At 71.7% G+C, this 25,504-nt stretch carries 20 protein-coding genes and 1 pseudogene; 14 read left to right on the top strand and 7 right to left on the bottom strand.

The genetic code is table 11. The features are described from left to right. Positions 1-9: 9 nt before the first annotated feature. The 3 genes and pseudogenes from ACGFYN_RS06265 to ACGFYN_RS06255 all read right to left on the bottom strand — a co-directional run bounded on the left by ACGFYN_RS06265 (position 10) and on the right by ACGFYN_RS06255 (position 3,437). Positions 10-938 (bottom strand): annotated as a pseudogene (locus tag ACGFYN_RS06265) (LysR family transcriptional regulator). 29 nt (positions 939-967) lie between these two features. Further along, positions 968-1,867 carry a DMT family transporter gene (locus ACGFYN_RS06260; RefSeq protein ID WP_393864577.1) on the bottom strand — a complete coding sequence of 300 codons (900 nt, stop codon included), beginning with the start codon at positions 1,865-1,867 and terminating at the stop codon, positions 968-970. Between the two features lie 133 nt (positions 1,868-2,000). Beyond that, a complete protein-coding gene (locus tag ACGFYN_RS06255) occupies positions 2,001-3,437 on the bottom strand; it encodes an FAD-dependent monooxygenase (RefSeq protein WP_393864576.1) in 1,437 nt (478 codons plus the stop codon). Positions 3,438-3,566: 129 nt separating this feature from the next. On the opposite strand from ACGFYN_RS06255, the gene ACGFYN_RS06250 reads away from it, so the two are divergent. Further along, entirely contained in the window at positions 3,567-4,163 is a 597-nt protein-coding gene (locus ACGFYN_RS06250; RefSeq protein ID WP_393864575.1) for a TetR family transcriptional regulator, read from the top strand. 81 nt (positions 4,164-4,244) lie between these two features. On the opposite strand, the gene ACGFYN_RS06245 is transcribed toward ACGFYN_RS06250, so the two are convergent. The 4 genes from ACGFYN_RS06245 to ACGFYN_RS06230 form a co-directional block, all read right to left on the bottom strand. Next, entirely contained in the window at positions 4,245-4,496 is a 252-nt protein-coding gene (locus tag ACGFYN_RS06245; protein WP_393864574.1) for a hypothetical protein, read from the bottom strand. An 85-nt stretch (positions 4,497-4,581) separates the two neighbouring features. Then, entirely contained in the window at positions 4,582-6,669 is a 2,088-nt protein-coding gene (gene malQ / locus ACGFYN_RS06240; protein WP_393864573.1) for a 4-alpha-glucanotransferase, read from the bottom strand. Continuing rightward, positions 6,670-6,903: a hypothetical protein gene (locus tag ACGFYN_RS06235; RefSeq protein WP_393864572.1), complete on the bottom strand. Its 234-nt coding sequence runs from the start codon at positions 6,901-6,903 to the stop codon at positions 6,670-6,672. A 284-nt stretch (positions 6,904-7,187) separates the two neighbouring features. Then, entirely contained in the window at positions 7,188-7,724 is a 537-nt protein-coding gene (locus ACGFYN_RS06230) for an HNH endonuclease (RefSeq protein ID WP_031476758.1), read from the bottom strand. 318 nt (positions 7,725-8,042) lie between these two features. On the opposite strand from ACGFYN_RS06230, the gene ACGFYN_RS06225 reads away from it, so the two are divergent. The 13 genes from ACGFYN_RS06225 to ACGFYN_RS06165 all read left to right on the top strand — a co-directional run bounded on the left by ACGFYN_RS06225 (position 8,043) and on the right by ACGFYN_RS06165 (position 25,460). Beyond that, on the top strand, positions 8,043-9,137 hold the full coding sequence (locus tag ACGFYN_RS06225) for a mechanosensitive ion channel family protein (protein WP_393864571.1): 1,095 nt from the start codon (positions 8,043-8,045) through the stop codon (positions 9,135-9,137). Positions 9,138-9,315: 178 nt separating this feature from the next. Further along, a complete protein-coding gene (locus tag ACGFYN_RS06220) occupies positions 9,316-10,527 on the top strand; it encodes an ROK family protein (protein WP_393864570.1) in 1,212 nt (403 codons plus the stop codon). A 72-nt stretch (positions 10,528-10,599) separates the two neighbouring features. Next, positions 10,600-11,961 carry an ABC transporter substrate-binding protein gene (locus tag ACGFYN_RS06215; RefSeq protein WP_393864569.1) on the top strand — a complete coding sequence of 454 codons (1,362 nt, stop codon included), beginning with the start codon at positions 10,600-10,602 and terminating at the stop codon, positions 11,959-11,961. Then, positions 11,961-12,902, top strand: a complete 942-nt coding sequence (locus ACGFYN_RS06210) for a carbohydrate ABC transporter permease (RefSeq protein ID WP_393864568.1) — start codon at positions 11,961-11,963, stop codon at positions 12,900-12,902. Before ACGFYN_RS06215 ends, ACGFYN_RS06210 begins: the two co-directional genes overlap by 1 nt. A 2-nt stretch (positions 12,903-12,904) precedes the next feature. Beyond that, entirely contained in the window at positions 12,905-13,798 is an 894-nt protein-coding gene (locus ACGFYN_RS06205) for a carbohydrate ABC transporter permease (RefSeq protein WP_393864567.1), read from the top strand. A 6-nt stretch (positions 13,799-13,804) separates the two neighbouring features. Continuing rightward, on the top strand, positions 13,805-15,070 hold the full coding sequence (locus ACGFYN_RS06200) for a 6-phospho-beta-glucosidase (protein ID WP_393864566.1): 1,266 nt from the start codon (positions 13,805-13,807) through the stop codon (positions 15,068-15,070). Further along, positions 15,061-16,032, top strand: coding sequence for an N-acetylglucosamine kinase (locus ACGFYN_RS06195; RefSeq protein ID WP_393864565.1), 972 nt, complete (start codon positions 15,061-15,063; stop codon positions 16,030-16,032). Before ACGFYN_RS06200 ends, ACGFYN_RS06195 begins: the two co-directional genes overlap by 10 nt. Positions 16,033-16,210: 178 nt before the next feature. Continuing rightward, positions 16,211-17,683 (top strand): hypothetical protein, encoded by a 1,473-nt coding sequence (locus tag ACGFYN_RS06190; RefSeq protein WP_393864564.1) that lies wholly within the window; start codon positions 16,211-16,213, stop codon positions 17,681-17,683. Between the two features lie 14 nt (positions 17,684-17,697). Then, entirely contained in the window at positions 17,698-18,738 is a 1,041-nt protein-coding gene (locus ACGFYN_RS06185) for a glutamate ABC transporter substrate-binding protein (protein WP_393864563.1), read from the top strand. Positions 18,739-18,814: 76 nt separating this feature from the next. Beyond that, positions 18,815-20,146, top strand: coding sequence for a hypothetical protein (locus ACGFYN_RS06180; RefSeq protein WP_393864562.1), 1,332 nt, complete (start codon positions 18,815-18,817; stop codon positions 20,144-20,146). A gap of 25 nt (positions 20,147-20,171) precedes the next feature. Further along, complete coding sequence (locus ACGFYN_RS06175) at positions 20,172-22,682, top strand: tetratricopeptide repeat protein (protein WP_393864561.1); 2,511 nt, start codon at positions 20,172-20,174, stop codon at positions 22,680-22,682. A gap of 3 nt (positions 22,683-22,685) precedes the next feature. Next, positions 22,686-24,014, top strand: a complete 1,329-nt coding sequence (locus ACGFYN_RS06170; protein ID WP_393864560.1) for a PP2C family serine/threonine-protein phosphatase — start codon at positions 22,686-22,688, stop codon at positions 24,012-24,014. Between the two features lie 99 nt (positions 24,015-24,113). Further along, positions 24,114-25,460, top strand: coding sequence for a VWA domain-containing protein (locus ACGFYN_RS06165; protein WP_393864559.1), 1,347 nt, complete (start codon positions 24,114-24,116; stop codon positions 25,458-25,460). Positions 25,461-25,504 lie beyond the last annotated feature (44 nt).

The following is a 25,504-nucleotide window of genomic DNA, read 5'->3' as shown; positions in this document are numbered from 1 at the left end:
GGGGTGACGCTATCGCGCGCCGGGGCCGACGGCACCGGAATACCCCGCGGCGACCGTCCGCAGCGCCTCCAGCACCCGCCCCACGGCCGCGCCCTCCCCGGCGCCCTTGCGCACCGCCGCCACCACGTGCCGGCGCGGCCGGTCCGCGGTGAGCTCCCGCATCGCCACGCCCCCCCCCGGCGCACCGCCGCCGTGCGCGGCACCAGCGCGACCCCCATCCCGGCCTCCACCATCGCCAGGATCGCCGTCCACCCGGCCGCCGAGTGCGCCTGTACGGGGCTGAACCCGGCCGCCTCGCAGGCTCCGCGGGTGATGTCCGACCAGGGCCCGCTGCCGCCGAAGATCCACGGCTCCTCGGCGAGGTCGGCGAGGCGCAGCCCGTCCGCGGCGGCGAGGGCGTGGTCGCGGGGCAGGGCGACGTCGAGGGGGTCGGCGAGCAGCGGGACGCGGGTGAAGCGCGGGCCGGCCGACGTCGGCGCGTGCGCGGCGAGGGACAGCGCGAGGTCCACGTCCCCGGCGGCCAGCAGCTCGTACGCCTCCCCGGCCTCCGCCTCCCGCACCCGCACGCGCACCCCGGGGTGCGCGTCCCGCAGCGCCCGCACGGCCGGTACGACGAGGGCGGGTACGGCGGTGGAGAAGGCGCCGACCCGCACCTCGCCCGCCTCACCGTGCAGGTAGGCCGCCAACTCGGCGTCGGCGCACTCCAGTTGCTCGAACACCGCCTCCGCATGGCGCAGCACCAGCCGCGCCGCGTCCGTCAGCCGCACCCGCCGCCCGTCCGCCTCCAGCAGCGGCACCCCGAGCTGCTTCGCCAGATTGGTCAGCTGCTGCGAGACCGCCGACGGCGTCATCCGCAGCGCCTCGGCGGTCGCGGTCACCGTCCCCCGCTCCCTGAGCGTGCGCAGGATCTGCAGCTTCCGGATGTCCCACTCGGCCATGGCGGCAACCTATCGGCCGTGGCGGCAACCTATACGGCGGCGCCCAGCACCACGCCGCCGAGGATCAGCGCCATGCACAGGGCCTGTGCCGGGCCGACCCGCTCGCCGAGCACCGCCCAGGACAGCAGGGCCACGCAGACGGGCTGGAGGTGGTAGACCGCTCCCGCGCGGGCCGCGCCGACCAGGGCGATCGCCTTGTTCCAGGCGAAGAAGGCGATCGCGGAGGAGGCCACGCCGACGTAGAGGAGGGGCAGGACGGTGCCGGGCGTGGGCGTGAAGCCGCCCTGGACGGTGAGGCTCACGGCCTGGGCGGGCAGCAGCAGGGCGGCACCGAACAGGAATGTGGTGAACAGGAAGGCGCTGCCGCCGAGTTCGGCCGGCTTGCGGCGCAGCAGCGCACTGTAGGAGCCGAAGCAGCAGGCGGCGGCGATCATCCACAGGTCGCCGAAGGAGAAGCCCGCGCCGCCGCCGACCAGGAGCATCACTCCCCCGCACGCCATCAGCAGCCCGGCGGTCCTGCGGACTCCCGGTCGCGCACCCCCCGCCCGCTCGAAGGCCGCCATCAGTACCGGCGAAGCGGCCATGATCATGCCCATGTCGGCGGCGGGGGTCGTCAACCCGGCCTGGTTGACGAGGGTGTTGTAGACGGTCACGCCGAGGAGCGAGGCGAGGAGCACGAAACCCGCGTGCCGCCGGATCGCCCTCCGCTGCCGCCAGGCCTGCCGGGCGCCGAAGGGGGCGACCGCCACCAGCGCCACCAGCCAGCGCCAGAAGGCCTGTTGCACCGGGGGCACGCTGTCGTGCAGGGCGCGGGAGGTGACGAAGCTGCCGGACCACACGACGGTGGCGAGGGCGGCAAGGGTGATCCCGAGGGCGGCAGCCCTCGGGATCGGGGTGGTGCGGGTGGTCCTTTCGAGGACGGCGGTCACGCAGTTCCTTTCGCTGGTCGGTGGTTCCTGTGGTCCTTGTGCGTCCACCGTCGCAGCGCCGTACCTGTCACGTCCATCGAATGTTTTCGATTGATTTTTTCAGTTGTACTGAACGATTGAGGGTGGATGCCCGTCATCCGACGTGGGCGTCGATCGCCTCCTCGATCGCGGTGCCGTCCGCCGAGTCCGCCGCCCAGGCCACGTACCCGTCGGGGCGGACCAGGACGGTCGTGCGCCGGTCGCTCGCCCAGCGCTCCGCGGTCAGGCGGTCCTTGCGGGCGCCCGCGGTCTCGTACGGCTCCGGGGTGATCAGCACGAACCGGCCGCCGCGCAGGGCCTCGTAGAGGCGGCCGCCCTCCAGGGCCACGTCCGGGACGCGGGTGCCGGTGAGGCGGTGGGCGCCGCGCGGTGCGGGGTAGCGGAAGCCGATGCCGGTGATTCCGCCGACCGCCTTGCGCCGGGCCGGGCCGACGTTGCTGAGGAAGGTGGTGAGCGCGGCCCGCAGCGCCAGCGTCCAGGGGCGCTTGGCCATCGCCAGACGCACGATGCCGCCGCTGCTGCGCAGCACCGACCTGCCGACGGGGTGCCGCTCGGCCTGGTAGCTGTCGAGCAGGGCCGGGGCCGCGTGGCCCTGGATGACGGCGGCCAGCTTCCAGCTCAGGTTGGCCGAGTCCTGCAGCCCGGTGTTCATGCCCTGGCCGCCGGCCGGGGTGTGGACGTGCGCGGCGTCCCCGGCGAGGAAGACCCGGCCCACGCGGTAGGCGGGGGCCTGTCGTTCGTCGCTGTGGAAGCGGGACATCCAGCGGGCGTCGTGCATCCCGAAGTCGTGGCCGAGGGCGAGCCGGGTGACCTCCTTGACCTCGTCGAGGCCGAGGGGCTCGCTGTCGGGCACGTTGCGCGCGCGGTTCCAGGCGATGACGCGGTGGTAGCCGTCGCCGAAGGGCGCGAGGAAGGCGAAGGCGTCACCGGCGGCGTTGACCGTGAGCAGGTTCTCGGGCTGCTCGGCCAGCCGTACGTCCGCGAGGACGACGGAGCGGATGACGGAGTGGCCGGGGAAGGGCAGCCCGATCGCCTCGCGCACGGCGCTGCGCATGCCGTCGGTCCCGACGACGTACGCGGCGCGAAAGGTCTGGGCCTCCCCGCCGCCCGTGCGGACCTCGACCGTCACGCCGTCGCCGTCCTGGGCCAGTTGGGTCACCTCGGTCTCGTAGCGGAAGTCCACGCCGGCCTCGACGGCGCGCTGCTGGAGGGCCTTCTCCACCTCGTACTGCGGGATGACGAGGAGGTGGTTGTAGCGGGAGGGCAGCGTGCCGAGCTCGATGCTCAGGCGGCCGAAGAGGCGGAGGCTGTCGAGGGGCCGTCCGGCCTTCTCCAGGCCGTCGGCGAGGCCGCGGGCGTCGAGCTGCTCGAGGGTGCGGGCGTGCAGGACGAAGGCGCGGGAGAGGTTGCTGATCCTGTGCGGCCGCTTCTCCAGCAGGGTGACGGGGACGCCGGCGGCGGCGAGGTCGCCGGCCAGCAGAAGACCGGCGGGGCCCGCGCCTACGACGATCACGGAGTGCTGGTTCCGCATGATGACCTCCGGGTTGCCAACGCTTGTTTGCCTACGGATGTTTGCCAACGCTCGTTGACCACCGTAGAACCGCTTCACAATGAAAGTCAACACTTGTTGGCCAACGCATGTTGGCCTACGCTTGTTGATGTGAAAGTCAGCGACAGCAGCAGCACGGCTTCCGGTTCCGGGGCCCGTCGGCGCTCCGCCGTCACCCGCGACGCGATCCTCGCCGCGGCCCGCGAGCACTTCGCCGCCGACGGGTACGAACGGGCCACCATCCGCGCGATCGCCAAGGACGCGGGCATCGATCCGTCGATGGTGATGCGCTACTACGGCAACAAGGAGGGCCTGTTCGCGGCGGCGGTCTCCATCGACCTGTCGATGCCGGACGTGGCCGCGCTGCCCCGGCGGGACGTCGGCCGGGCGCTCGTGGAGCACTTCCTCGGCATGTGGGAGGAGAACGAGGTGCTGACGGCCCTGCTGCGGGTCGGGGCGACCAACCGGGCCGGGGCGGAGCGGATGCAGGGCGTCTTCCGGGACCAGCTGGTCCCGGTCGCCTTCACGGTGTGCCCCGATCCCGAACAGGCCCCCGCGCGGGCCGGGCTCGCTGCCGCGCAGCTGCTGGGGCTGGCGCTCACGCGCTATGTGCTGCGGCTTCCGCCGACCGTGTCGCTCGGCCGCGAGGAGATCGTGGCGTGGCTGGCGCCGACGCTCCAGCGTTATCTCACGGCGCCGAGCCCCTGACGGCGCCCGACGCCCGTGAACACACCGAGGGCGTCGTCCCCGCCGTCACGGCGCGGGGCGACGCCCTCTGAAGCAGGGGGATCAGGCCTTCGCCTTGGCCTTCGGCTCCCGGTCCTTGGACTTGTCCAGGGCGAAGACCAGGCCCGCGATCACGGCGAACAGGCCGACCGGGATCAGCACGTAGAGGCCGAGCGTCTCGATGACGCTCAGGCCCTTGCCGGGATCGTCGCCGTCGTCGCGGGTCAGCGCGAGCGCGGGGGACGTCATGAGCAGCATCATCAGCGTCGTACCGGCAGCCAGGGCGCCGGCGCGCAGGGCGTTCTTCTTGTCCACGGTCCCAAAAGTAGCGAACGCCGATCGGGGGCGCTCGTCCGGGGTGCCGTACGGGACCCCGCGCCCGCCGGCGCCCTGCTCGCCGCTACTCCCGCGGCGCCGTCCGCAGCACCTCCATCAGCGCGTGCAGCCGGGGTGAGCGTGCCAGTTCCTCCAGCGTCACCGGGCGGCCCTCGGCGTCCGCGATCGGCAGCCGCCAGTTCGGGTACTGGTCCCAGGTCCCCGGGAGGTTCTGGGGGCGGCGGTCGCCGACCGTGTCGGGCAGCCAGACGCCGACCATGCGGGACGGGGTGCGCAGCAGGAACCGGTGCACGGCCTGGATCTGCGCCTCCTCCTCCGACACGGCGTGGCCACCGCCCGTGCCGTGCAGCAGGCCGAGAAGGCCGAGCAGGGCCAGCCATTCCCCCGCGTCGGCCGCCGCCTCCGCGCGCTCCTCCTCCAGCGGGCGGGTCAGCAGGTCCAGGCGGTGGCGCAGTTCCACGTGCTCGCCGGTCAGGCGCGCCGCGGTGGACGGCAGGTCGTGGGTGGTGGCGGTGGCGAGGCAGTCGGCGCGCCAGCTCTCCGGCGGCAGCGGGCGGCCGTCGCCGTCCCAGTCCCGCTCGAACCACAGGACCGAGGTGCCGAGCACCCCGCGCTCGCGCAGCTTCTCGCGCACGCCGGGTTCGACCGTGCCCAGATCCTCGCCGATGACGATCGCTCCGGCGCGCGAGGCCTCCAGCACGAGGATCGCGAGCATGGCCTCGGCGTCGTAGCGGACGTAGGTGCCCTCGGTGGGCGGATGGCCCTGTGGCACCCACCAGAGGCGGAACAGGCCCATGACGTGGTCGATGCGCAGGGCGCCCGCGTAGCGGAACAGGGCCCGCAGCAGGCGGCGGTAGGGCGCGTAGCCGGACTCGGCGAGGCGGTCCGGCCGCCAGGGCGGCAGGCCCCAGTCCTGACCGCGCGCGTTGAAGGCGTCCGGCGGGGCGCCGACCGACATCCCGGCCGCGAAGTACTCCTGCTGCGCCCAGGCGTCGGCGCCCTGCGGGTGCACGCCGACCGCGAGATCGTGCACGATCCCGATCGGCATCCCGGCCTCGCGCGCGGCCCGCTGGGCCTCGGTGAGCTGGGTGTCGGTGAGCCAGGCGAGACGGCAGTGGAAGTCGACACGGTCCATCAACTCGCCGCGCGCCCGGGCCGTTTCGGCCGAGCGGGGGTCGCGCAGCGCCTGGGGCCAGCGGCTCCAGTCGGAGCCGTGCACCTCGGCCAGTGCGCACCAGGTGGCGTGGTCCTCCAGGGCCTCGCCCTGCTCGGCGAGGAAGTCGACGTAGGCGGCGCGCCGTCCGGGCCCCAGCTCCACCTCGCGGATCAGCTCCAGCGCCTGGCGCTTGAGCTCCCACACCGCGTCCCGGTCGATCAGCGCGCCCTTCTCCAGGACCGAGGCGCGCAGTTCGGCCGCGCGGGCCGGCAGCGCCCGCAGCCGCTCGGGGTCCTCCACATAGGCGTACTCGGGGACGTCCTCGACGCGCAGGTGCACCGGGTCGGGGAAGCGGCGGGAGGAGGGGCGGTAGGGCGAGGGGTCGGTGGGGGCGCCGGGCACACCCGCGTGCAGCGGGTTGACCTGGACGAAGCCCGCACCGAGCGCGCGTCCTGCCCAGGCACCGAGTTCGGCGAGGTCACCGAGGTCGCCCATGCCCCAGGACCGCTGCGAGAGCAGGGAGTAGAGCTGGACGAGCAGGCCGTACGAGCGGGCGGTGGGCGTGGGCAGCCGGGGCGGGGCGACGACCAGGTGGACCTCAGCAGTACGGCCGTCGGGTGCGGTGGCCGTCAACCGGTGGACACCGGGCGGGAGTTCGTCGACCGAAAAACGGCTCTCGCCCTCTTCGGTCTCGACGTGCAGCCGGGTGCCGGCCGGGAGGTCCGTGAGCGCGGGTGACGTGGCGCCGCTCCAGATCACCACCGTCGGAGGCAGCAGCCGCTCGCTCAGCTCCTGCTCGCGGGCGGCGAGCGCGGCGCGGACGGCCTCGGGGACGGAGGCGTCGACGCCGAGGGCGGCGAGGGCGAGGGTGACGGCGGTGGCGGAGGCCGCGACCGTGCGGTCCGGGGAAGGGCTGTAGGAGGTGGCGACGCCGTGCAGTGCGGCGAGCCGGGTCAGGTCCTCGGAGGGCGGTTCGGCCGGCCCCTGCGCTGTCATCTAGGGCCTCGTGGTGTCCGGCTCGAGGCCCACCGCCTCACTGGTCAGGGGCGTGGCGTCGGCGAGCGGCGGTTCGCTGGTGAGGGGCTCGGCGTCCGGCAGGGGAGGTTCGCTGGTCAGCGGGGTCTCGACGCAGGTGCCCTCCGCGCTGAAGGCGCACAGATGGGGTTCGTAGCCGGCGAACTCCTCGCGTTTGGAAAGGGCCGAGAGCAGAAGATGTGCCGATGCGGCCACTGGGGCCTCCTTAGGTCGAGTACGGCGACGGTTACCGCAGCCCTACCCCGTCCGCGCGAGGGCAGACGTACGGGACGGAACATCGTGCCTCTCATCACATTCTGCGCCGGACGTTCTGCGCCGGTCGGACGCCTCAGGCTCGGATCTTTGTGCGGGCGGCCCTTCGCGCGCCCCGGAGCCGGCCGCGCAGCACGACGTCGGGCCCCGGGGACACAGGGGTGCCCCGGGGCCGGGCGCCAGGTGCCGCGTGTCCTGGGGGCCACGGGTGTGCGAAGGCCCGGACGTCAGGCGGAAATGCCGTCGATCCGGGCCATGGCGTCTTCCGCGCCGTACGGCTGCAAGTAGGGCAGCCAGCGCGGGTCCCTATGACCGGTGCCGATGATGCGCCAGGCCAGACCGGTGGGCGGAGCGGGTTTGTGGCGCAGCCGCCAGCCGATCTCGAAGAGATGCCGGTCGGCCTTCACGTGGTTGCAGCGGCGGCAGGACGCCACCACGTTGTCCCATACGTGCTTGCCCCCGCGGCTGCGCGGAATGACATGGTCGACGCTGGTTGCGACGCCACCGCAGTACATGCACCGGCCCCCGTCGCGTGCGAAGAGCGCCCGCCGGGTGAGAGGAACGGGCCCCCGATAGGGAACCCGGACGAATCGCTTGAGCCGGACCACGCTGGGTGCGGGGACTGTGACGGTTGCGCTGTGCATGAAGGCGCCGGACTCCTCGAGGCAGACTGCCTTGTTCTCGAGGACGAGGACGAGCGCGCGGCGGAGCGGTACGACGCCGAGTGGCTCGTACGACGCGTTGAGGACCAGGACATGCGGCACGGATGCCTCCTTGTGCGTCGGCGGCGCGTGGCTCGCGCCGGGACGATCTGCAGTCAGTCTCTCCTCTGGCCTGGTGGAAGCGCCACCATGTCCCGGTAACGGGCTGGGAGTGTTTTCGACCACATCTCGTTCATCCTCAGGACGGCGAACTCTTCATCCCACCTGTTCATCCCCACGTGAGCGCCATCTCTCCCCAGAAGATGGCAAGGATCCACACACCAAGCCCCGCTAGTGTGGTGCCCCCGCACCGCCGGTGACCTTTTCGTGACCTTGACCATCTGCCGGTGGAGCGGATCGTTGCACCTGGAGGTTCCCGCCGTGTCCTTGCCCGCCGTCCTACTGGCCGCCGGTTCGTCGCCGTCACCGACCCCCTCGGAGTCGACGACACCGGCGGTTCCCACGCTCCAGGACGCCCAGGAGGGCGCGACCAACGCGGCCAGCTGGGTCGAGCAGAACTGGTCGACGTGGCTGGCGATCGGGCTGAGAGTCCTGCTGATCGCGGTGATCGCGATCGTGCTGCGCGTGATCGTGCAGCGGTCGATCACCAAGCTGATCGACCGCATGACCCGCACCGCCCAGGCCGCGGAAGGCACCGCGCTCGGCGGGCTGCTGGTCAACAACGAGCGCCGCCGCCAGCGCTCGCAGGCGATCGGCTCCGTGCTGCGCTCGGTCGCTTCCTTCCTGATCCTCGGCACCGCGGCGCTGATGATCCTCGGCACGTTCCAGATCAACCTCGCACCGCTGCTGGCCTCGGCCGGCGTCGCGGGCGTGGCGATCGGCTTCGGCGCCCGCAACCTCGTCACGGACTTCCTCTCCGGCGTCTTCATGATCCTCGAGGACCAGTACGGCGTCGGTGACTCCATCGACGCGGGCGTCGCCTCCGGCGAGGTGATCGAGGTCGGCCTGCGCGTGACCAAGCTGCGCGGCGCCGGCGGAGAGATCTGGTACGTCCGCAACGGCGAGGTCAAGCGCATCGGAAACCTCTCCCAGGGCTGGGCCACGGCCGGCGTCGACGTGACCGTGAAGGCGTCCGAGGACCTGGACAGGGCCAAGGCCGTACTCGACGAGGTCACCGAGAAGATGAGCGCGGAGGAGCCCTGGAACGAGCTCCTGTGGAGCCCGATCGAGGTCCTCGGCCTGGACAGCGTGCTGCTGGACTCGATGGTGATCCACGTCTCCGCGAAGACGATGCCCGGCAAGTCCCTCACCGTGGAGCGCGAGCTGCGCTGGCGCATCAAGCGCGCCTTCGACGCGGCGCACATCCGCATCGTGGGCGGCGCGACGGCCCCGCCGGAGGAGGAGATACCCGACCCGACGGCCGCGGTCGCGGCCCCTTCGGTGTTCGCCAACAGCGAGTCCCCGCAGGCCGCGGCGGCGTCCCCGATCGTGCAGCAGCGGCCCCCGACGAAGTAGCGGCCACCGGCCCGCCGGCACCACCACCGCCCCCGAGGTAACGAGTCTGTTGCCTCGGGGGCGGTTTCTATTGACGCCCCCTTCGCCCTGGGCTTACGTTCCTTTCCAGCCAATAGGAAACTTTCCTAACAGTGATCAATGAGAAGCTTCGGGCAGTCGAAAGGCAGGTGGCGCCCCCATGGCAGGAACGGCCGGCACGCCGGGCACCCCGCGCGTCCTGCGCGCCATGAACGACCGCGCCGCGCTCGACCTCCTCCTGGAGCACGGCCCGCTGTCCCGCACCCGGATCGGCAAGCTCACGGGCCTGTCCAAGCCGACCGCCTCCCAGCTGCTCGCCCGTCTGGAGGCGGCCGGCCTCGTCCTCGCCACCGGCACCACCGAGGGCCGGCCCGGCCCCAACGCCCAGCTGTACGAGGTCAATCCGGCCGCCGCCCACGCCGCCGGGCTCGACGTCACCCCGGAGCGCATCCTGGCCGCCGTCGCCGACGTCACCGGCCGCACGGTGGGCTCCTACGAACTGCACACCCCGGGCCGGCGGCCCGCCCAGCCCGTCGTCCGGCAGGTCACCGACGCGCTCGACGGCGCCGTGAAGGCCGCGGGCCTCGCCCGGGACGACGTCCACCGCATCGTCATCGGCACCCCCGGCGCCTTCGACCCGAACACCGGGCGCCTGCGCTACGCCTCGCACCTGCCCGGCTGGCACACCCCGAGCCTGCTCGACGAAGTCGCCGCCGCGCTGCCGATGCCGGTCGAGTACGAGAACGACGTCAACCTCGCCGCCGTCGCCGAGCAGCGACTCGGCGCGGCCCGCGGGCACGAGGACTTCGTGCTGCTGTGGAACGAGGGGGGCCTCGGTGCCGCCCTCGTCCTCGGCGGGCGGCTGCACCGCGGCTGGACCGGCGGCGCCGGCGAGGTCGGCTTCCTGCCGGTGCCGGGCGTCCCCCTGGTCCGCCAGGTGACCAAGGCCAACAGCGGCGGCTACCAGGAGCTGGCGGGCTCGCAGGCCATCCCGAAGCTGGCCCGCAGCCTGGGCATCGAGGACATCCCGGCCGGACCGTACGCCGAGTCCGCCGCCGCTCTCGTCGCCCGCGCCGCCGAGTCCGACGACGGCCCGCACCGGCAGCTGCTCCAGACCTACGCCACGCGCCTCGCCACCGGTCTCGCCTCACTCGTCTCCGTCCTCGACCCCGAACTCGTCGTCCTCAGCGGCAGCGCCCTCACCATGGGCGGCGAGGTGCTGCGCGCCCTCGTCCAGGCCGAGCTGGAGGAGCTGGCGGCCTCCCGGCCCCGGCTCGTGGTCGGCGGCGTACCCGAACATCCCGTGCTGCGGGGCGCGTTGGAGAGCGCGCTCGCGGCCACCCGCGACGAGGTCTTCGACACCTCCCGCTGAACCTCTGCCCCTTCGGCCTCACCCCGCGCCTCCCCTCTCACCCACCCCGTCCCGCACCTGGGAGACCTTGCCATGCCCGGAAAGTCCTGGAAAGTCGCACCCGGAGCGTCCCGGAAGGCGGTCGTCGCCCTGGCCGCGTCCGCCTCCCTCGCCCTCCTCGCCACCGCCTGTACCGGTCAGTCCTCCTCCGGTGCCGACGACGACGCCTCGAAGCAGACGACCATCAACTTCTGGCACGCCTGGAGCGCGCCGAACGAGGTGAAGGCCGTCAACTCCCTGATCGCCGGCTTCGAGAAGGCACACCCCAACATCCATGTGAACGTCGTCGCCAACATGACCGACGACAAGATCAACCAGGCCCTGCGCACCGGCGGCGGCAAGGCCCCGGACGTCATCTCCTCCTTCACCACCAACAACGTGGGCAAGTTCTGCTCCTCGGGCGCCCTGGTCGACCTCAACCCCTTCTTCAAGAAGGCGGGAATCGACCCGGAGACGACGTTCCCGAAGGCGATGAACGAGTACACGCAGTTCGACGGCAACCGCTGCACCGCACCGCTGCTGGGCGACGCCTACGGGCTCTACTACAACAAGACGGCCTTCGCGAAGGCGGGCATCAAGGCCCCGCCGAAGACCTGGTCCGAGTTCGAGACCGACGCGAAGAAGCTGACCATCGCCCAGGGCGACAGCTACAAGCAGCTCGGCTTCATGCCGAACTACCACGGCTGGGAGACCACCACCGAGCACTACTTCGGGCAGTTCTCGCCGACGTACTTCGACAAGTCGGGCAAGTCCGAGCTCGCCACGGACCCCGCCTTCCAGGCCGGGTTCACGCTCCAGAAGAAGCTCGTCGACGACCTCGGCGGCTTCAGGAAGCTGGAGACCTACCGCTCCAAGCTCGGCGACGAATGGGGCGTCAAGCACCCCTTCCACACCGGCCAGGTGGCCATGCAGCTCGACGGAGAGTGGCGCCTGGGAATGGCCCTGGACGCCAAGCCCAAGTTCGACATCGGCGTGGCCCCGCTGCCCGTCCCCGACGACCAGGCGAGCCAGTACGGCAAGGGCTACATCACCGGCACCATCACCGGCATCGCCGCCACCAGCCACAAGCAGAACGCGGCGTGGGAACTGGTGAAGTACATGACCACGGACACGGACGCGGTGGTGAACTTCTCCAACGCCATCCACAACGTCCCCTCGACGCTCACCGCCCTGAAGTCGCCGAAGCTGAAGTACGACCCGCGCTTCAAGACGTTCCTGGACATCGCCGCGAACCCGAACTCCACGACGTCTCCCGCCTCCATCAACGGCGGCGTGTACCTGACGACGATCCAGAACTTCGGGTACGACTACGAGAGCGGAAAGGTCACCGACCTCAAGGCCGGCCTGAAGAAGACGGCCGCGCAGATCGACACGGACATCGCGCAGGCGAAGTAATGACCACGATCACCCTGGCGTCGAAGCGCCGCAGGTCGGCGCTGCGCACCCTCGCCTTCATGTCGCCCTGGCTGATCGGCTTCGCGGTCTTCTTCGCGTATCCGCTGATCTCCACGGTCTACTTCTCCTTCATGCACTACGACGGCTTCAAGCCGCCGACGTGGAGCGGGACGAAGAACTGGACGTACGTCTTCGAGCACTACCCCTTCTTCTGGCCGGCCCTGCGCAACACCCTCTGGCTGGTGCTGGTGATGGTGACGCTGAGGGTCGTCTTCGGCCTCGGCGTCGGCCTGCTGATCACCAAGATCAAGACGGGCACGGGCGTCTTCCGCACCCTGTTCTACCTGCCCTACCTGGCCCCGCCGGTGGCCGCGACGATGGCCTTCGCCTTCCTGCTCAACCCCGGCACGGGCCCGGTCAACTCGATCCTGGAGAAGGTCGGCATCCCGGCCCCCGGCTGGTTCAACGACCCCAGCTGGTCCAAGCCGGCCCTCACCCTGCTCGCCCTGTGGGGCATCGGCGACCTGATGGTCATCTTCATGGCCGCCCTGCTCGACGTGCCCCAGGAGCAGTACGAGGCGGCCGAGTTGGACGGCGCCTCCGCCTGGCAGCGGTTCCGGTACGTGACGCTGCCGAACATCTCGCCGATCGTCATGTTCGCCGTCGTCACCGGCGTGATCCAGACGATGCAGTACTACACACAGCCGCTCATCGCCGGGAAGGTCGCCTCCGGCGTGATCCAGGGGGCGGGCACCCAGTTCGAGCCCGGCTACCCGGAGAAGTCGACCCTGACCCTCCCCCAGCTCGTCTACAACCTCGGCTTCCAGCGCTTCGACTACGGCTCCGCGTGCGTCGTCGCCCTGGTCCTGTTCGCCCTGTCCATGGTGTTCACCGCGTTCCTGATGCGGCGCCGGGGCGGTCTCAACCTGGCAGGTGACTGACCATGGCCCAAGTCCTGGACAAACCGGTGCAGTTGAAGGCACCGGTCTCGCCCGCGGAGCGCACGGCCCGGCGCCGGACGATGCTGGAGTGGATAGCGATCCACTCGCTCGGCGTCGCCGCCGCGCTCTTCTTCGTCCTCCCCTTCGTGTTCGTGCTCCTGACCTCGCTGATGAGCGACACCCAGGCGCTCAGCCGGGACCTGATCCCGCACACCTGGGAGTGGTCCAACTACAAGAAGGTCTTCGACACCCCGGGCTTTCTGACCTGGTGGAAGAACACGCTGATCTACGCCGGGCTGGGCACGGTCCTGACCGTCGCCTCCTCGATCCCGGTGGCGTACGCGCTCGCCAAGTTCCGCTTCCGCGGCCGCAGTCTGTCGCTCATGCTGGTGATCTCGATGATGATGCTGCCGCCCCAGGTGGTCATCATCCCGATGTACCTGTTCTGGGCGAAGCAGCTGGACCTGTCCGGCACGCTGTGGCCGCTGATCATCCCGATGGCGTTCGGCGACGCGTTCTCCATCTTCCTGCTGCGCCAGTTCCTGATGACCATTCCGAACGAGTACCTGGACGCGGCGAAGGTGGACGGCTGCAGCGAGCTGCGCACCCTGCTGAAGGTCGTCCTGCCGATGGCGAAGCCGGGCATCGCGGCAGTGGCCCTGTTCCAGTTCTTCTACGCCTGGAACGACTACTTCGGCCCGCAGATCTACGCGTCGGAGAACCCCGGTGCCTGGACCCTGTCCTACGGCCTGGAGTCGTTCAAGGGCGCGCACCACACCGACTGGAACCTCACCATGGCCGCGACCGTGCTGGTCATGGCCCCCGTGATCCTCGTGTTCTTCTTCGCCCAGAAGGCGTTCGTCGAAGGCGTCACGCTCACCGGAGTGAAGGGTTAACCACGTATGAAACTCACCGTGGTCGGCGGAGGCTCGACCTACACCCCCGAACTCATCGACGGTTTCGCGCGGCTCAGCGACACCCTGCCCATCGAGGAGCTGGTGCTGGTCGACCCGGCCGCCGAGCGCCTGGAGCTGGTCGGCGGCCTCGCCAGGCGCATCTTCGCCAAGCGGGGCCACAGCGGCCGTATCGTCACCACCTCCGACCTGGAGGCGGGCGCCGACGGCGCCGACGCCGTGCTGCTCCAGCTCCGCGTCGGCGGGCAGGCGGCCCGCGAGCAGGACGAGACCTGGCCGCTGGAGTGCGGCTGCGTCGGCCAGGAGACGACCGGCGCGGGGGGCCTCGCCAAGGCGCTGCGCACGGTCCCGGTGGTCCTGGACATCGCCGAACGCGTCCACCGCGCCAACCCGGACGCCTGGATCATCGACTTCACCAACCCGGTCGGCATCGTCACCCGCGCCCTGCTCCAGGCCGGCCACAAGGCGGTCGGCCTGTGCAACGTGGCGATCGGCTTCCAGCGGAAGTTCGCGGGCATGCTGGGCGTCGCGCCCTCCGACGTGCACCTCGACCACGTCGGCCTCAACCACCTCACCTGGGAGACCGGCGTACGCCTGGAGGGTCCCGAGGGCGAGAACGTGCTGCCCAAGCTGCTGGCCGAGCACGGCGACACCATCGCCGGCGACCTGCGGCTGCCCCGGACCCTGCTCGACCGCCTGGGCGTGGTCCCGTCGTACTACCTGCGCTACTTCTACGCCCACGACGAGGTCGTACGGGAGCTGCGCACCAAGCCCTCCCGGGCCGCCGAAGTCGCGGAGATGGAACGGCAGTTGCTGAAGATGTACGGCGACCCGGCCCTCGACGAGAAGCCGGAGCTGCTCGCCAAGCGGGGTGGCGCCTACTACTCGGAGGCGGCCGTGGACCTGGCGGCCGCGCTGCTGGGCGGGGGCGGCAGCCCGTACCAGGTGGTCAACACCTACAACCGGGGCACGCTGCCCTTCCTGCCCGACGACGCGGTGATCGAGGTCCAGGCCGCCGTGGGTTCGAAGGGAGCGCTCCCGCTCGCGGTGCCCGCCGTCGACCCGCTGTACGCGGGCCTGATGGCGAACGTGACCGCGTACGAGGACCTGGCCCTGGAGGCGGCGCTGCGCGGCGGCCGCGACCGGGTCTTCCGCGCCCTGCTCGCCCACCCCCTCATCGGGCAGTACGCGTACGCGGACGCCCTGACCGACCAGCTGATCGCACACAACCGGGAGCATCTCGCGTGGGCATGACCGCACGTGTCCTCGCCGTCGACGCGGGCAACAGCAAGACCGACGTCGCGGTCGTGGCGGCCGACGGAAGCGTCCTCGCCACCGCCCGCGGCGGCGGGTTCCGGCCGCCGGTGGTGGGTGTGGAGGCGGCCGTGGACGCCCTCGCCGAGGCGGTGGGCACCGCGTTCGCCGCGGCGGGGGTGACCTCCGTGGACCAGGTCTCCGCATGCCTGGCCAACGCCGACTTCCCCGTCGAGGAGGAACAGCTGGCGGCCGCGCTGCACGCACGCGCGTGGGGCACGGCCGTGCAGGTCCGCAACGACACCTTCGCCATCCTGCGCGCGGGCATCACCGAGCCGCGCGGCGTGGCCGTCGTCTGCGGCGCCGGCATCAACTGCGTCGGTATGCGCCCCGACGGCCGCACCGCACGCTTCCCCGCGATAGGACGCATCTCCGGTGACTGGGGCGGCGGGTGGGGCCTGGCGGAGGAGGCCCTGTGGTTCGCCGCGCGCGCGGAGGACGGCCGCGGCGGGCCCACGGAGCTGGCCCGCACGCTCCCGGCCCACTTCGGCCTGCCCACGATGCTCGCGCTGATCGAGGCGCTGCACCTGGAGCAGGTGCCGCACGACCGCCGCCACGAACTGACGCCGGTGCTCTTCGCGACGGCGGCGGACGGCGACCCGATCGCCCGCGCGATCGTCGACCGGCTCGCCGACGAGGTGGTCACGATGGCGACGGTGGCCCTGACCCGCCTGGACCTGCTGGAGGAGGAGACCCCGGTCCTGCTCGGCGGCGGCGTCCTGGCCGCCCAGCATCCCCAACTCGGCGACGAAATCCGCGAGTTGCTGGCGGTGCGGGCACCGAAGGCGGTGCCACGGGTGGTGACGGCGAGTCCGGTGCTGGGCGCCGCGCTGCTGGGCCTGGACCGGGTGGACGCGGGGACGGAGGTGCACGAAAGGGTGCGCGCCCACTTCGAATCCTGAGCTCCGGCCAGCCATAATCAGCCGGGCCGCAGCAAGGGTCCGGGGCACCGGCCCCGGACCGGAACCGAACTGATTCCCCAGGCGTATTCATGGGCAGGGTGATGCGGAACCCTGCCCTGCCGCCGGCAGCACCCGCCAGGGATACTTGCGGCGACGGATGACCATGGGGGAGGTCGAAGTGACACACCCGCCGAAGAGCAGTGCGGCGCCACCGGGATCCGGCGTGCCCACGATGCCGGCCGTACCGCCGCAGCAGGGGCAGCCCGCTGCCCCGCCGCCCCCGGGCCCCGCCGTCACGCCCGCCCCCGCACCCGCACCCGCACCCGCCGCCACGCGCCGCACGGCCTTCGCCGAAGGCGCCGACCGGCTGCGTGAAGCGGCGACGACGGAGCCCGGCCGGCTGCGCATCATCGGCGCGCTCGTCGCCCTCCTCGTCGTCGCGTTCGGCGCGGTCACCGCCTGGCAGATGACCGACCGCGCGACGGCCGCCGACGACGTGCTCACCAGCAGCCAGCCGCTCAGCTCCGACGCGGCCGACATCTACCGCTCCCTCGCCGACGCCAACACGGCGGCGGCCAGCGGCTATCTCGCGGGCCCGCAGGAGAAGCCGGCCATGCGCAAGCGGTACGAGGACGACATCCGCACCGCCGCGCAGAAGCTCGTCACCGCCGCCTCCAACTCCAAGGCGGGGTCCGACTCGGCGAAGACCATCGAGGACCTCAACACCCTGCTCCCGCAGTACAAGGGCCTGATCGAGACGGCCCGGGCCAACAACCGCCAGGGCTACCCGGTGGGCAGCGCCTACCTGCGGGCGGCGAACGAGCAGATGCAGCAGCAGATGCTGCCCAAGGCCGAGAACCTCTACCAGAAGGAGAACCAGCGGCTCCAGTCCGACTACGCCGACGCGAAGTCGTTCCCGTGGGCCGCGATCGGCCTCGGCCTCCTCGCGCTCGGCGGTCTGGCCTGGGCCCAGCGCCGCAACTACCTGCGCACCAACCGGGTGCTGAACCACGGCCTGGTCACCGCCTCGGCCGCCTCCGCGGTGGTGCTGCTCTGGCTGGTCGTCGGCCACACCGTCGCCCGCTCCGGGCTGAACGACTCCTACGACCACGGCGTCCGCTCGCTCAACGTCCTGCACGACGCCCGCATCGCGTCCCTGACCGCCCGCAGCGACGAGAACCTCAGCCTGATCCGCCGCGGCGCGGACACCAAGGACGTGAGCGGCAAGCCCGTGGACGCCTACGCGTTCGGCTACGACGACCAGATCGGCCGACTGGCCAAGTCGCTGACCAAGGCCGACGGCCTCGCGGACGACTCGGCGGGCAAGAAGCCGGTGAAGGACGCCAACAGCTTCATGCAGGCGTGGAAGGACCGGCACGGCGTCGCCCAGGGCCTGAACGACAAGGGCGAGTACCAGCAGGCGCGTGACAAGGTCATCGGCGTCGGCAAGGATCCGACGAGCGTGTGCTTCGACAACGTGGACAAGGCCCTGCAGACGGCGCTCCTGCACGAGCAGGCGGAGTTCAAGCAGGCCGCGGGCAACGGCAAGGACGCGTTGACCGGACTGCCGTACGGCGCCGCGGTCCTGGCCGTGCTGGGCGCGGTCGGCGCGGTGCTGGGCATCGGGCGCAGGCTGTCGGAGTACCGGTGAGAGGGGGCGTGAAGATGGATGCACACCGTCTGGCCCGACGTCTGCGAGCCGGGCTGCGGGGCTGGGGCGGGGTCGGCGCGATGGCGGCCGTCTGCGTGCTGGCCCTGGCCTTCGTCCTGCTGCTGCCCCGCACCCAGTCGAGCGGCACCCCGGACAGCGGCGGCCAGCGCCTCGCCCACGGCACCCAGGCCAGGGCGGACACGAAGTGCGACAACGGCGTGGCCCCGCAGGACCAGAGCCTGTCGCCGTCCGGCGGCGGCACGGACGTCGTCGACAAGATCAAGGCCCGCAAGGACCGGCGGCTGATCGTCGGCGTCGACACCAACAGCTACCGCTGGGGCTACCTCAACCCGAACAACACCTCCGGCGCGCTGGAGGGCTTCGACATCGACCTCGTCCACCAGATCGCCAAGGACCTCCTCGGCGATCCGAACGCGGTCTCCTTCAAGGCCATCCCCACCAACCAGCGCGTTCCGGCGATCCAGAGCGGTGAGGTCGACATGGTGGTGCGCACCATGACGATCAACTGCGACCGCCTGAAGGACGTCGCCTTCTCCGCGCCGTACTTCAGGACCGGCCAGCAGGTCCTCGCACCCAAGACCTCGACGATCACCGGTTACGACGGCAGTCTCGCCAAGAGGAAGGTCTGCTCGGCCGAGGGGTCCACCGCGCTCGACAGCCTGCGGGCGGACAAGGGCCGCAAGATCCCCGCCTCCACCGACATCAGCACCGTCGTCCCCAACCAGCTCGACTGCCTGGTGAAGTTGCAGCTCGGCGAGGTCGACGCGGTGGTCACCGACGGCGCGCTCGCCGCGAGCCAGGCCGCGCAGGACCCCACGGTCGAACTGAAGGGCGGTCTGTTCACCGACGAGTACTACGGCGTGGCGATGAAACGGGGTTCCGACGATCTGGTACGCCAGGTCAACCGGACGTTGCAGAACTACATCAAGAACGGTGGATGGGCCGCCTCGTACGCGAAGTGGCTGCACCCCACCATGGACCAGGGCGACAAGAAGTCGACGTCGGCGACCCCTCCCGCCGCCCACTACAAGTGACCGATCATCAGAGGGACTTCACAGACCGGACGGCACGGACCACACGACGGCACACGACAGCAGCGAGAGGTGATCGATGGGCGTCACGGACCCCGCCGGGCCGGTGATGGACCGGGACGAGGTGGACCGTGCGCTGGCGCGGCTCGGCGCGGAGCACGAGGCGATCGAGACCTCGCTCCTCGCCCTGCAGGACCACGCGGGCCGCAGACTCCTCGAGGGCGCGGAGCTCACCGGCGTCACCGAGGAGCGCTGGGCTGCCGCGGACGCGTCGATCACGCTGCTGTGGACCTACTTCGACGCCTACACCGACGCGTTGCGCTCCGCCCGGAACATCCGCTCCCGGCGCCGCTGGTCCAGCCACGAGGACCTCGTGGAACTGACCGAACTGCTGCGCGGCGATGCCGTGACCGTCGCGGGCTCCGCCACGGTCACGGCGAACGCGCCGACCCTGCACGGCGGTTCCGGCAAGCTCAGCCGGCGGTTCTCGCTGGCCGCCCTGGTCGACGTGATGAACGAGCTGTACGCGACGAGCCTGGACATGGTCGTCACCGCCGACGCGGTCTGGTCGGCGCTGCCCGCGAGGATCGATCTACTGGCCGCGGAGCTCCAGCGCACCCGTAAGCTCGCCCACTCCGTCGGCGTGCGCCCCGGGGAGCACCCGGCCGGCGACGACCTCGAGCGCATCACGCGTACCCTGACCTCCCTGCGCGAGCAGGTGATCTCCGACCCGCTCGCGTACTGGCTGCCCGCGCAAGGGAGTTCGGCGCCCGGCGGCGGCCGTCCGGACACCACCGTCTACGACCGTGAGGCGCGTGCCCTGGAGGACGTGCGCCGGGAGATCGACGCCGTGCTCACCGTCCGGCAGGACGCCGAGCAGCGGCTGGTGCGGCTGCGGGACGTGCTCAGCCGGGCGGACCGCACGCTCGCCGAGGCGCGCACCGCGCGCGGGGAGGTCCTCGCGAAGATCGCCGCCACGGAGGTGCCGGTCGTCAGCGGTCCGCCGACCCAGCTCCAGGAGCAGCTGGCGACGGCCGCCGACTACCGCAGGCACGCGCAGTGGCACCGGCTCTCCCCGCTCCTGGAGTCCCTGGAGGAGAAGGCGGAGGACGAACTGCTGCGCGCCCGCGAGTCGCTGACCGCGGTGACCGCGCCGCTCGCGGTCCGCGCGGAGCTGCGCGGCCGCCTCGACGCGTACAAGGCGAAGGTGGCCCGGCACGGGCTCGCCGAGGACCCGTTCCTGATCGAGAGGTACGACGCGGCGCGCCGCATGCTGTGGAGCGCGCCCTGCGACCTGCGCGTCGCCGAACAGGCCGTGCTGCGCTATCAGCACGCGGCCGCCGAAGCGCTGAGCACCCCGCGGGTGCCGGGTCAGAGCGGACCCGTGGACCGCAGGGGGCCGGGAGCGTGAGTGACGAAGGGGGTGCTGTGACGTCATGAGCCAGGCACAGCAGCAGTGCCAGCGGCCGGGCTGCGAGGGCAGTTACGAGGACATGGGCGGCGGTGAGCTGTACTGCGACACCTGCGGCCTCGCACCGGTCGTCTCGGCCGGGGGTCCCCCCTCCGGGGGAGGCATGCTGAGCTCGCCGGCCACCGGCATCACGGGCGGCGGCAAGGGCTCGCGGGGCAGCGGCAGTTCGCGGTCCAGCAGCCGCAGCAGCTCGCGTACGTCCTCGCAGTCGTCGAAGTCGCGGCGCTCGGTCTCCGGGCGGCTCTCCCGGTCCCTGTCCGGCCGTTCCTCCAGCCGTTCCGTGTCGGTGCGCAGCTCCGGTTCCAGCACCAACACCAGCGGCCGCGGCCGGCTGGGCGTGGGCCTGGTGCTGGTGCCGGACGTGCCGCGGCCCGACCCGCGCGCGATGGTCCTGGACAATCCGGAGGTCCCCGAGCGCAAGCGGTTCTGCTCGCGCTCCGACTGCGGGGCTCCGGTCGGCCGGGCGCGCGGTGAGCGGCCGGGCCGTACGGAGGGCTTCTGCACCAAGTGCGGCCACCCGTACTCCTTCGTGCCCAAGCTGAAGACGGGCGACGTGGTGCACGGCCAGTACGAGGTCGTGGGCTGTCTGGCGCACGGCGGGCTCGGCTGGGTCTACCTCGCTGTCGACAAGGCGGTCTCCGACCGGTGGGTGGTCCTCAAGGGCCTGCTCGACACCGGCGACCAGGACGCGATGGCGGCGGCGATCTCCGAGCGGCGCTTCCTGGCCGAGATCGAGCACTCCAACATCGTGCGGATCTACAACTTCGTCGAGCACCTCGACCAGCGCACCGGCTCCCTGGACGGCTACATCGTCATGGAGTACGTCGGCGGCAAGTCGTTGAAGGAGATCGCCAATTCGCGCCGTACGTCCGCGGGCAAGCGGGATCCGCTGCCGGTGGAGCAGGCGTGCGCGTACGGCATCGAGGCGCTGGAGGCGCTCGGCCATCTGCACAGCCGCAACCTGCTGTACTGCGACTTCAAGGTCGACAACGCCATCCAGACCGAGGACCAGCTCAAGCTCATCGACATGGGCGCTGTGCGCCGGATGGACGACGAGGAGTCGGCGATCTACGGCACGGTGGGCTACCAGGCGCCCGAGGTCGCCGAGGTCGGCCCGTCGGTGGCGTCCGACCTCTACACGGTCGCCCGTACGCTCGCGGTCCTGACCTTCGACTTCCAGGGCTACACGAACGTCTTCGTGGACTCGCTGCCCGACCCGGACAACATCGAGGTCTTCCGCACCTACGAGTCCTTCTACCGCCTGCTGGTCCGCGCCACCGACCCCGACGCGGCCCGCCGGTTCGCCTCCGCGCAGGAGATGGCGGAGCAGCTGACGGGCGTGCTGCGCGAGGTCGTCTCCCTGCAGTCGGGGCGGGCGCGGCCCGCGCTGTCGACCCAGTTCGGACCCGAACTCAGAGTCACCGACACGGAGTTGTTCCCCAAACTGCAGGGGGACGTGTCGCTGCTCGGGACCCGTGCGCTGCCGAAGGCCAAGCAGCAGCCCCGGCTGGCCTCCTCGCCCGACGGCTCCCCGTCGATCGTCAAGTCCGTCGACTCCCCCGCCGCGGCCCTCGCCCTGCCGGTCCCCCGCGTCGACCCCTCCGACCCGAACGCCGGTTTCCTCGCGGGCCTGATGACGACCGCGCCGGCCGAGCTGCTCGGCGCGCTGGCCGCCGCGCCCTCGCCGTCGATCGAGACACGGCTGCGGCAGATCCGCGCCTGGCTGGAGAACGGCGACTCGTACACCGCGCTGGAGGCCCTGCTCAACCTGGAGGAGGAGCGGCCCGACGACTGGCGCGTCGTCTGGTACCGGGGCGTCGCCGCGCTGGTGACGGGCGACCACGAGGGCGCCGCGCTCGCCTTCGACGCGATCTACGACGCGTTCCCGGGTGAGCCCGCGCCCAAGCTGGCGCTCGGCCTGTGCGCCGAGGTGCTGGGCCAGTTGGACAACGCGGCCGAGTACTACCACCTGGTGTGGGCGACCGACCCGAGCTACGTCAGCGCCGCCTTCGGCCTGGCCCGCGTCCAGCTCGCCACCGGGGACCGGCCGAGCGCCGTACGGACGCTGGAGTCGGTTCCGGAGTCGTCGATCCACTACACGGCCGCGCGGGTGGCCGCCGTGCGGGCGCGGTTGCGCGGGCGTACGGCGACCGCAGGTGACGTGGCGTTCCTGGACGACCTGACCGCCGCCGCGCGGCAGGTCGAGGCGCTGGACGCCTACGGTCTGGACCCGGCGCGCCGGGAGCAGTTGTCGGCCGAGGTCCTCGGCTGCGCGCTGGACTGGATACTCTCCGGAGGCCAGAGTTCCGCGCCCGTCCCGCAACGGGCGCTACTCGGCAGCGATCTGGACGAGCGGGGCCTCCGCTTCGGCCTGGAGCGTTCGTACCGCACGCTGGCCCGGCTGGCGCCCGGCGGCGAGGAGAGGATCGACCTGGTGGAACGTGCCAACCGTTACCGCCCCCGGACGTGGGTGTAGTTGATGTCGCAGATGCCCCAGCAGGCCGCCCTGTCGAACTGCCCGAGCTGCGAGTGGCCGCTCGAGTCGGACGACCGTTTCTGCGGCGCGTGCGGATACGACCTGTCCGCGGTCCCCGCACCGCCGGACGACCACCCGACGATCGCCCTGAACGGCTCGGAGCCGCCCTCGCCCGACGGCGACGGCGGTGAGGCCTGGCCGCTCGCCGCGGAGCCGGACAGCGCCGACACCCCGGCGGCGACGCACCGCTCGGCGGACCTGCCCGGGACGGACTCGAGCGACTCCCCGCTGCCGCCGGAGCAGCCCACGGGTTCGCCGGTCTCCCCGGCCTCCGGGGTGCGCTTCGACCGGCCGCCGGAGCCCGACGAGTACCCGCTCCAGGCACCGGACCCGCGCATCGCCGACCTCTCCGCACCCATCAAGCTCTGCGTGGCCTGCCGCGCGGGCCGCGTCGACAGCGACGGCTACTGTGAGAACTGCGGGCACGCCCAGCCCCGCGAGCGCGACCACATGGAGCAGGAGGCCGGACCGATCGCCGCGGTCAGCGACCGCGGTCTGCGCCACCACCGCAACGAGGACGCGTTCGGCATCGGCCTGACCACCCTCCCGGACGGCTCCCCCGCGTCCGTGGCCGTGGTCTGCGACGGCGTCTCCTCGGCGACCCGCCCCGACGACGCCTCGTTCGCCGCCGGACGGGCCGCGAACGAGTCGCTGCTGACCGCCCTGCCGCGCGGCACCCACCCGCAGCAGGCCATGCACGACGCGATCGTGGCCGCCTCGCACGCGGTCAACGCCCTGGCCGACGAGCCCGCCACCGCCCGTGAGCACAGCCCGCACCAGAACGCGCCGGCGTGCACGATCGTCGGCGCGATCGTGACCCCCGGGCTGCTGGTCGTGGGCTGGGTCGGCGACAGCCGCGTCTACTGGATCCCGGTGGACCGCACCTCGCCCCCGGCCCGGCTCACCGAGGACGACTCGTGGGCGGCGCAGATGGTCTCCGCGGGCCTGATGAGCGAGGCCGAGGCGTACGCCGACGAGCGTGCCCACGCGATCACGGGCTGGCTCGGCGCGGACGCCTACGAACTGGAGCCGCACACCGCTTCCTTCAAGCCGGACCGGCCGGGCGTGGTGGTGGTGTGCACGGACGGACTGTGGAACTACGCCGAGGCGGCGGAGGAGATGGCCGAGGTCGTCCCGCCGGACGCCGCGACCCGTCCGCTGCACAGCGCCCGCGTACTGGTGGGCCATGCCCTGGACGGCGGGGGCCACGACAACGTAACAGTGGCCGTCGTCCCGTTCCCGGCCGTGCCTCAGGGGGCAGGATCGGCCTGAGGCCGCGTACGGGGACGGTCTCGACGGACCGGAGGGGACCGGTCCACTTCCAGGAATCACCTCACAACTGTGAGGTTTTCAAGGGGGATTTGAGTAGGCATGGCCAATTTCTCGAAGTCGAACGTGCCGCAGTTCTCGATGGACGTGTACCAGAACGAGTACCTGCCGGAGGGCGGTCGCGAGGTCAACGCCATCGTCACGGTGACCGCCACCGGCGGCGGCACGGTCGGCAGCGCCGTGGCCGCACCCCACCTCTACACGCCGGGACAGGGCCCGTCCGCGGCCGTGGCGATCATGGTCGACTGCTCCGGCTCGATGGACTACCCGCCGACGAAGATGCGCAACGCCCGGGACGCGACGGCCGCCGCGGTCGACACCCTGCGCGACGGAGTGCACTTCGCGGTGATCGGCGGCACCCACGTCGCCAAGGAGGTCTACCCGGGCGGCGGGCGCCTCGCCGTCGCCGACGCCACCACCCGCGAGCAGGCCAAGCAGTCCCTGCGCAAGCTCAGTGCGGGCGGCGGCACGGCCATCGGCACCTGGCTGCGCCTGGCCGACCGCCTGCTCGCCTCCGCCGACGTCGCCATCCGTCACGGCATCCTGCTCACCGACGGCCGCAACGAGCACGAGTCGCCCGAGGACCTCAAGGCCTCCCTGGACTCCTGTGCCGGACGGTTCACCTGTGACGCACGGGGCGTGGGCACCGACTGGGAAGTGAAAGAAGTCACAGGGATCGCCTCGGCGCTCCTCGGCACGGCGGACATCGTCGCCGACCCGGCCGGCCTCGCCGCCGACTTCACGCACATGATGGAGACGGCCATGGGCAAGGAGGTCGCCGACGTCACCCTGCGGCTGTGGACGCCGGTCGGCACCGCCATCAAGTTCGTCAAGCAAGTCGCGCCCACCGTCGAGGAGTTGACCGACCGCCGCACGGAGGCGGGTCCGCGCGCCGGGGACTACCCCACCGGCTCCTGGGGCGACGAGTCCCGTGACTACCACGTATGCGTCGAGGTGCCGTCCGCGGGCATCGGCCAGGAGATGCTCGCCGCCCGGGTCTCGCTGGTCATCCCGCAGCCCGACGGCAGCGCGCAGAACCTCGGCGCCCAGGGCCTCGTACGGGCCGTGTGGACCGACGACATGGCCGCGTCCACGTCGATCAACCCTCAGGTCGCCCACTACACGGGGCAGGCGGAACTGGCACAGGCCATCCAGCAGGGGCTCGATCTACGCAAAGCGGGAGATTTCGACGGAGCAACGGCCAAACTGGGCCGTGCCGTTCAACTCGCCAGTGTCTCCGGAAACGCGGATACTGCGAAACTGCTTGCGAAGGTGGTGGACGTTGTCGACGCCGCGACCGGTACTGTGCGACTGAAGGCGAAGGTCGAGGAGGCCGACGAGATGACGCTCGAAACCCGGTCGACAAAGACTGTTCGCGTAAAGAAGTGACCTGGCAAAGAGCGAGCCCGGCCCCCCTGGGGTTGGAGAAACCC

Origin of the sequence: Streptomyces sp. NPDC048419 (assembly GCF_043200415.1) — a bacterium.
Classification (GTDB): Bacteria; Actinomycetota; Actinomycetes; order Streptomycetales; family Streptomycetaceae; genus Streptomyces.
The sequence above is the reverse complement of the archived record's forward strand: the minus strand, read 5'-3'. Positions and strand labels throughout refer to the sequence as shown.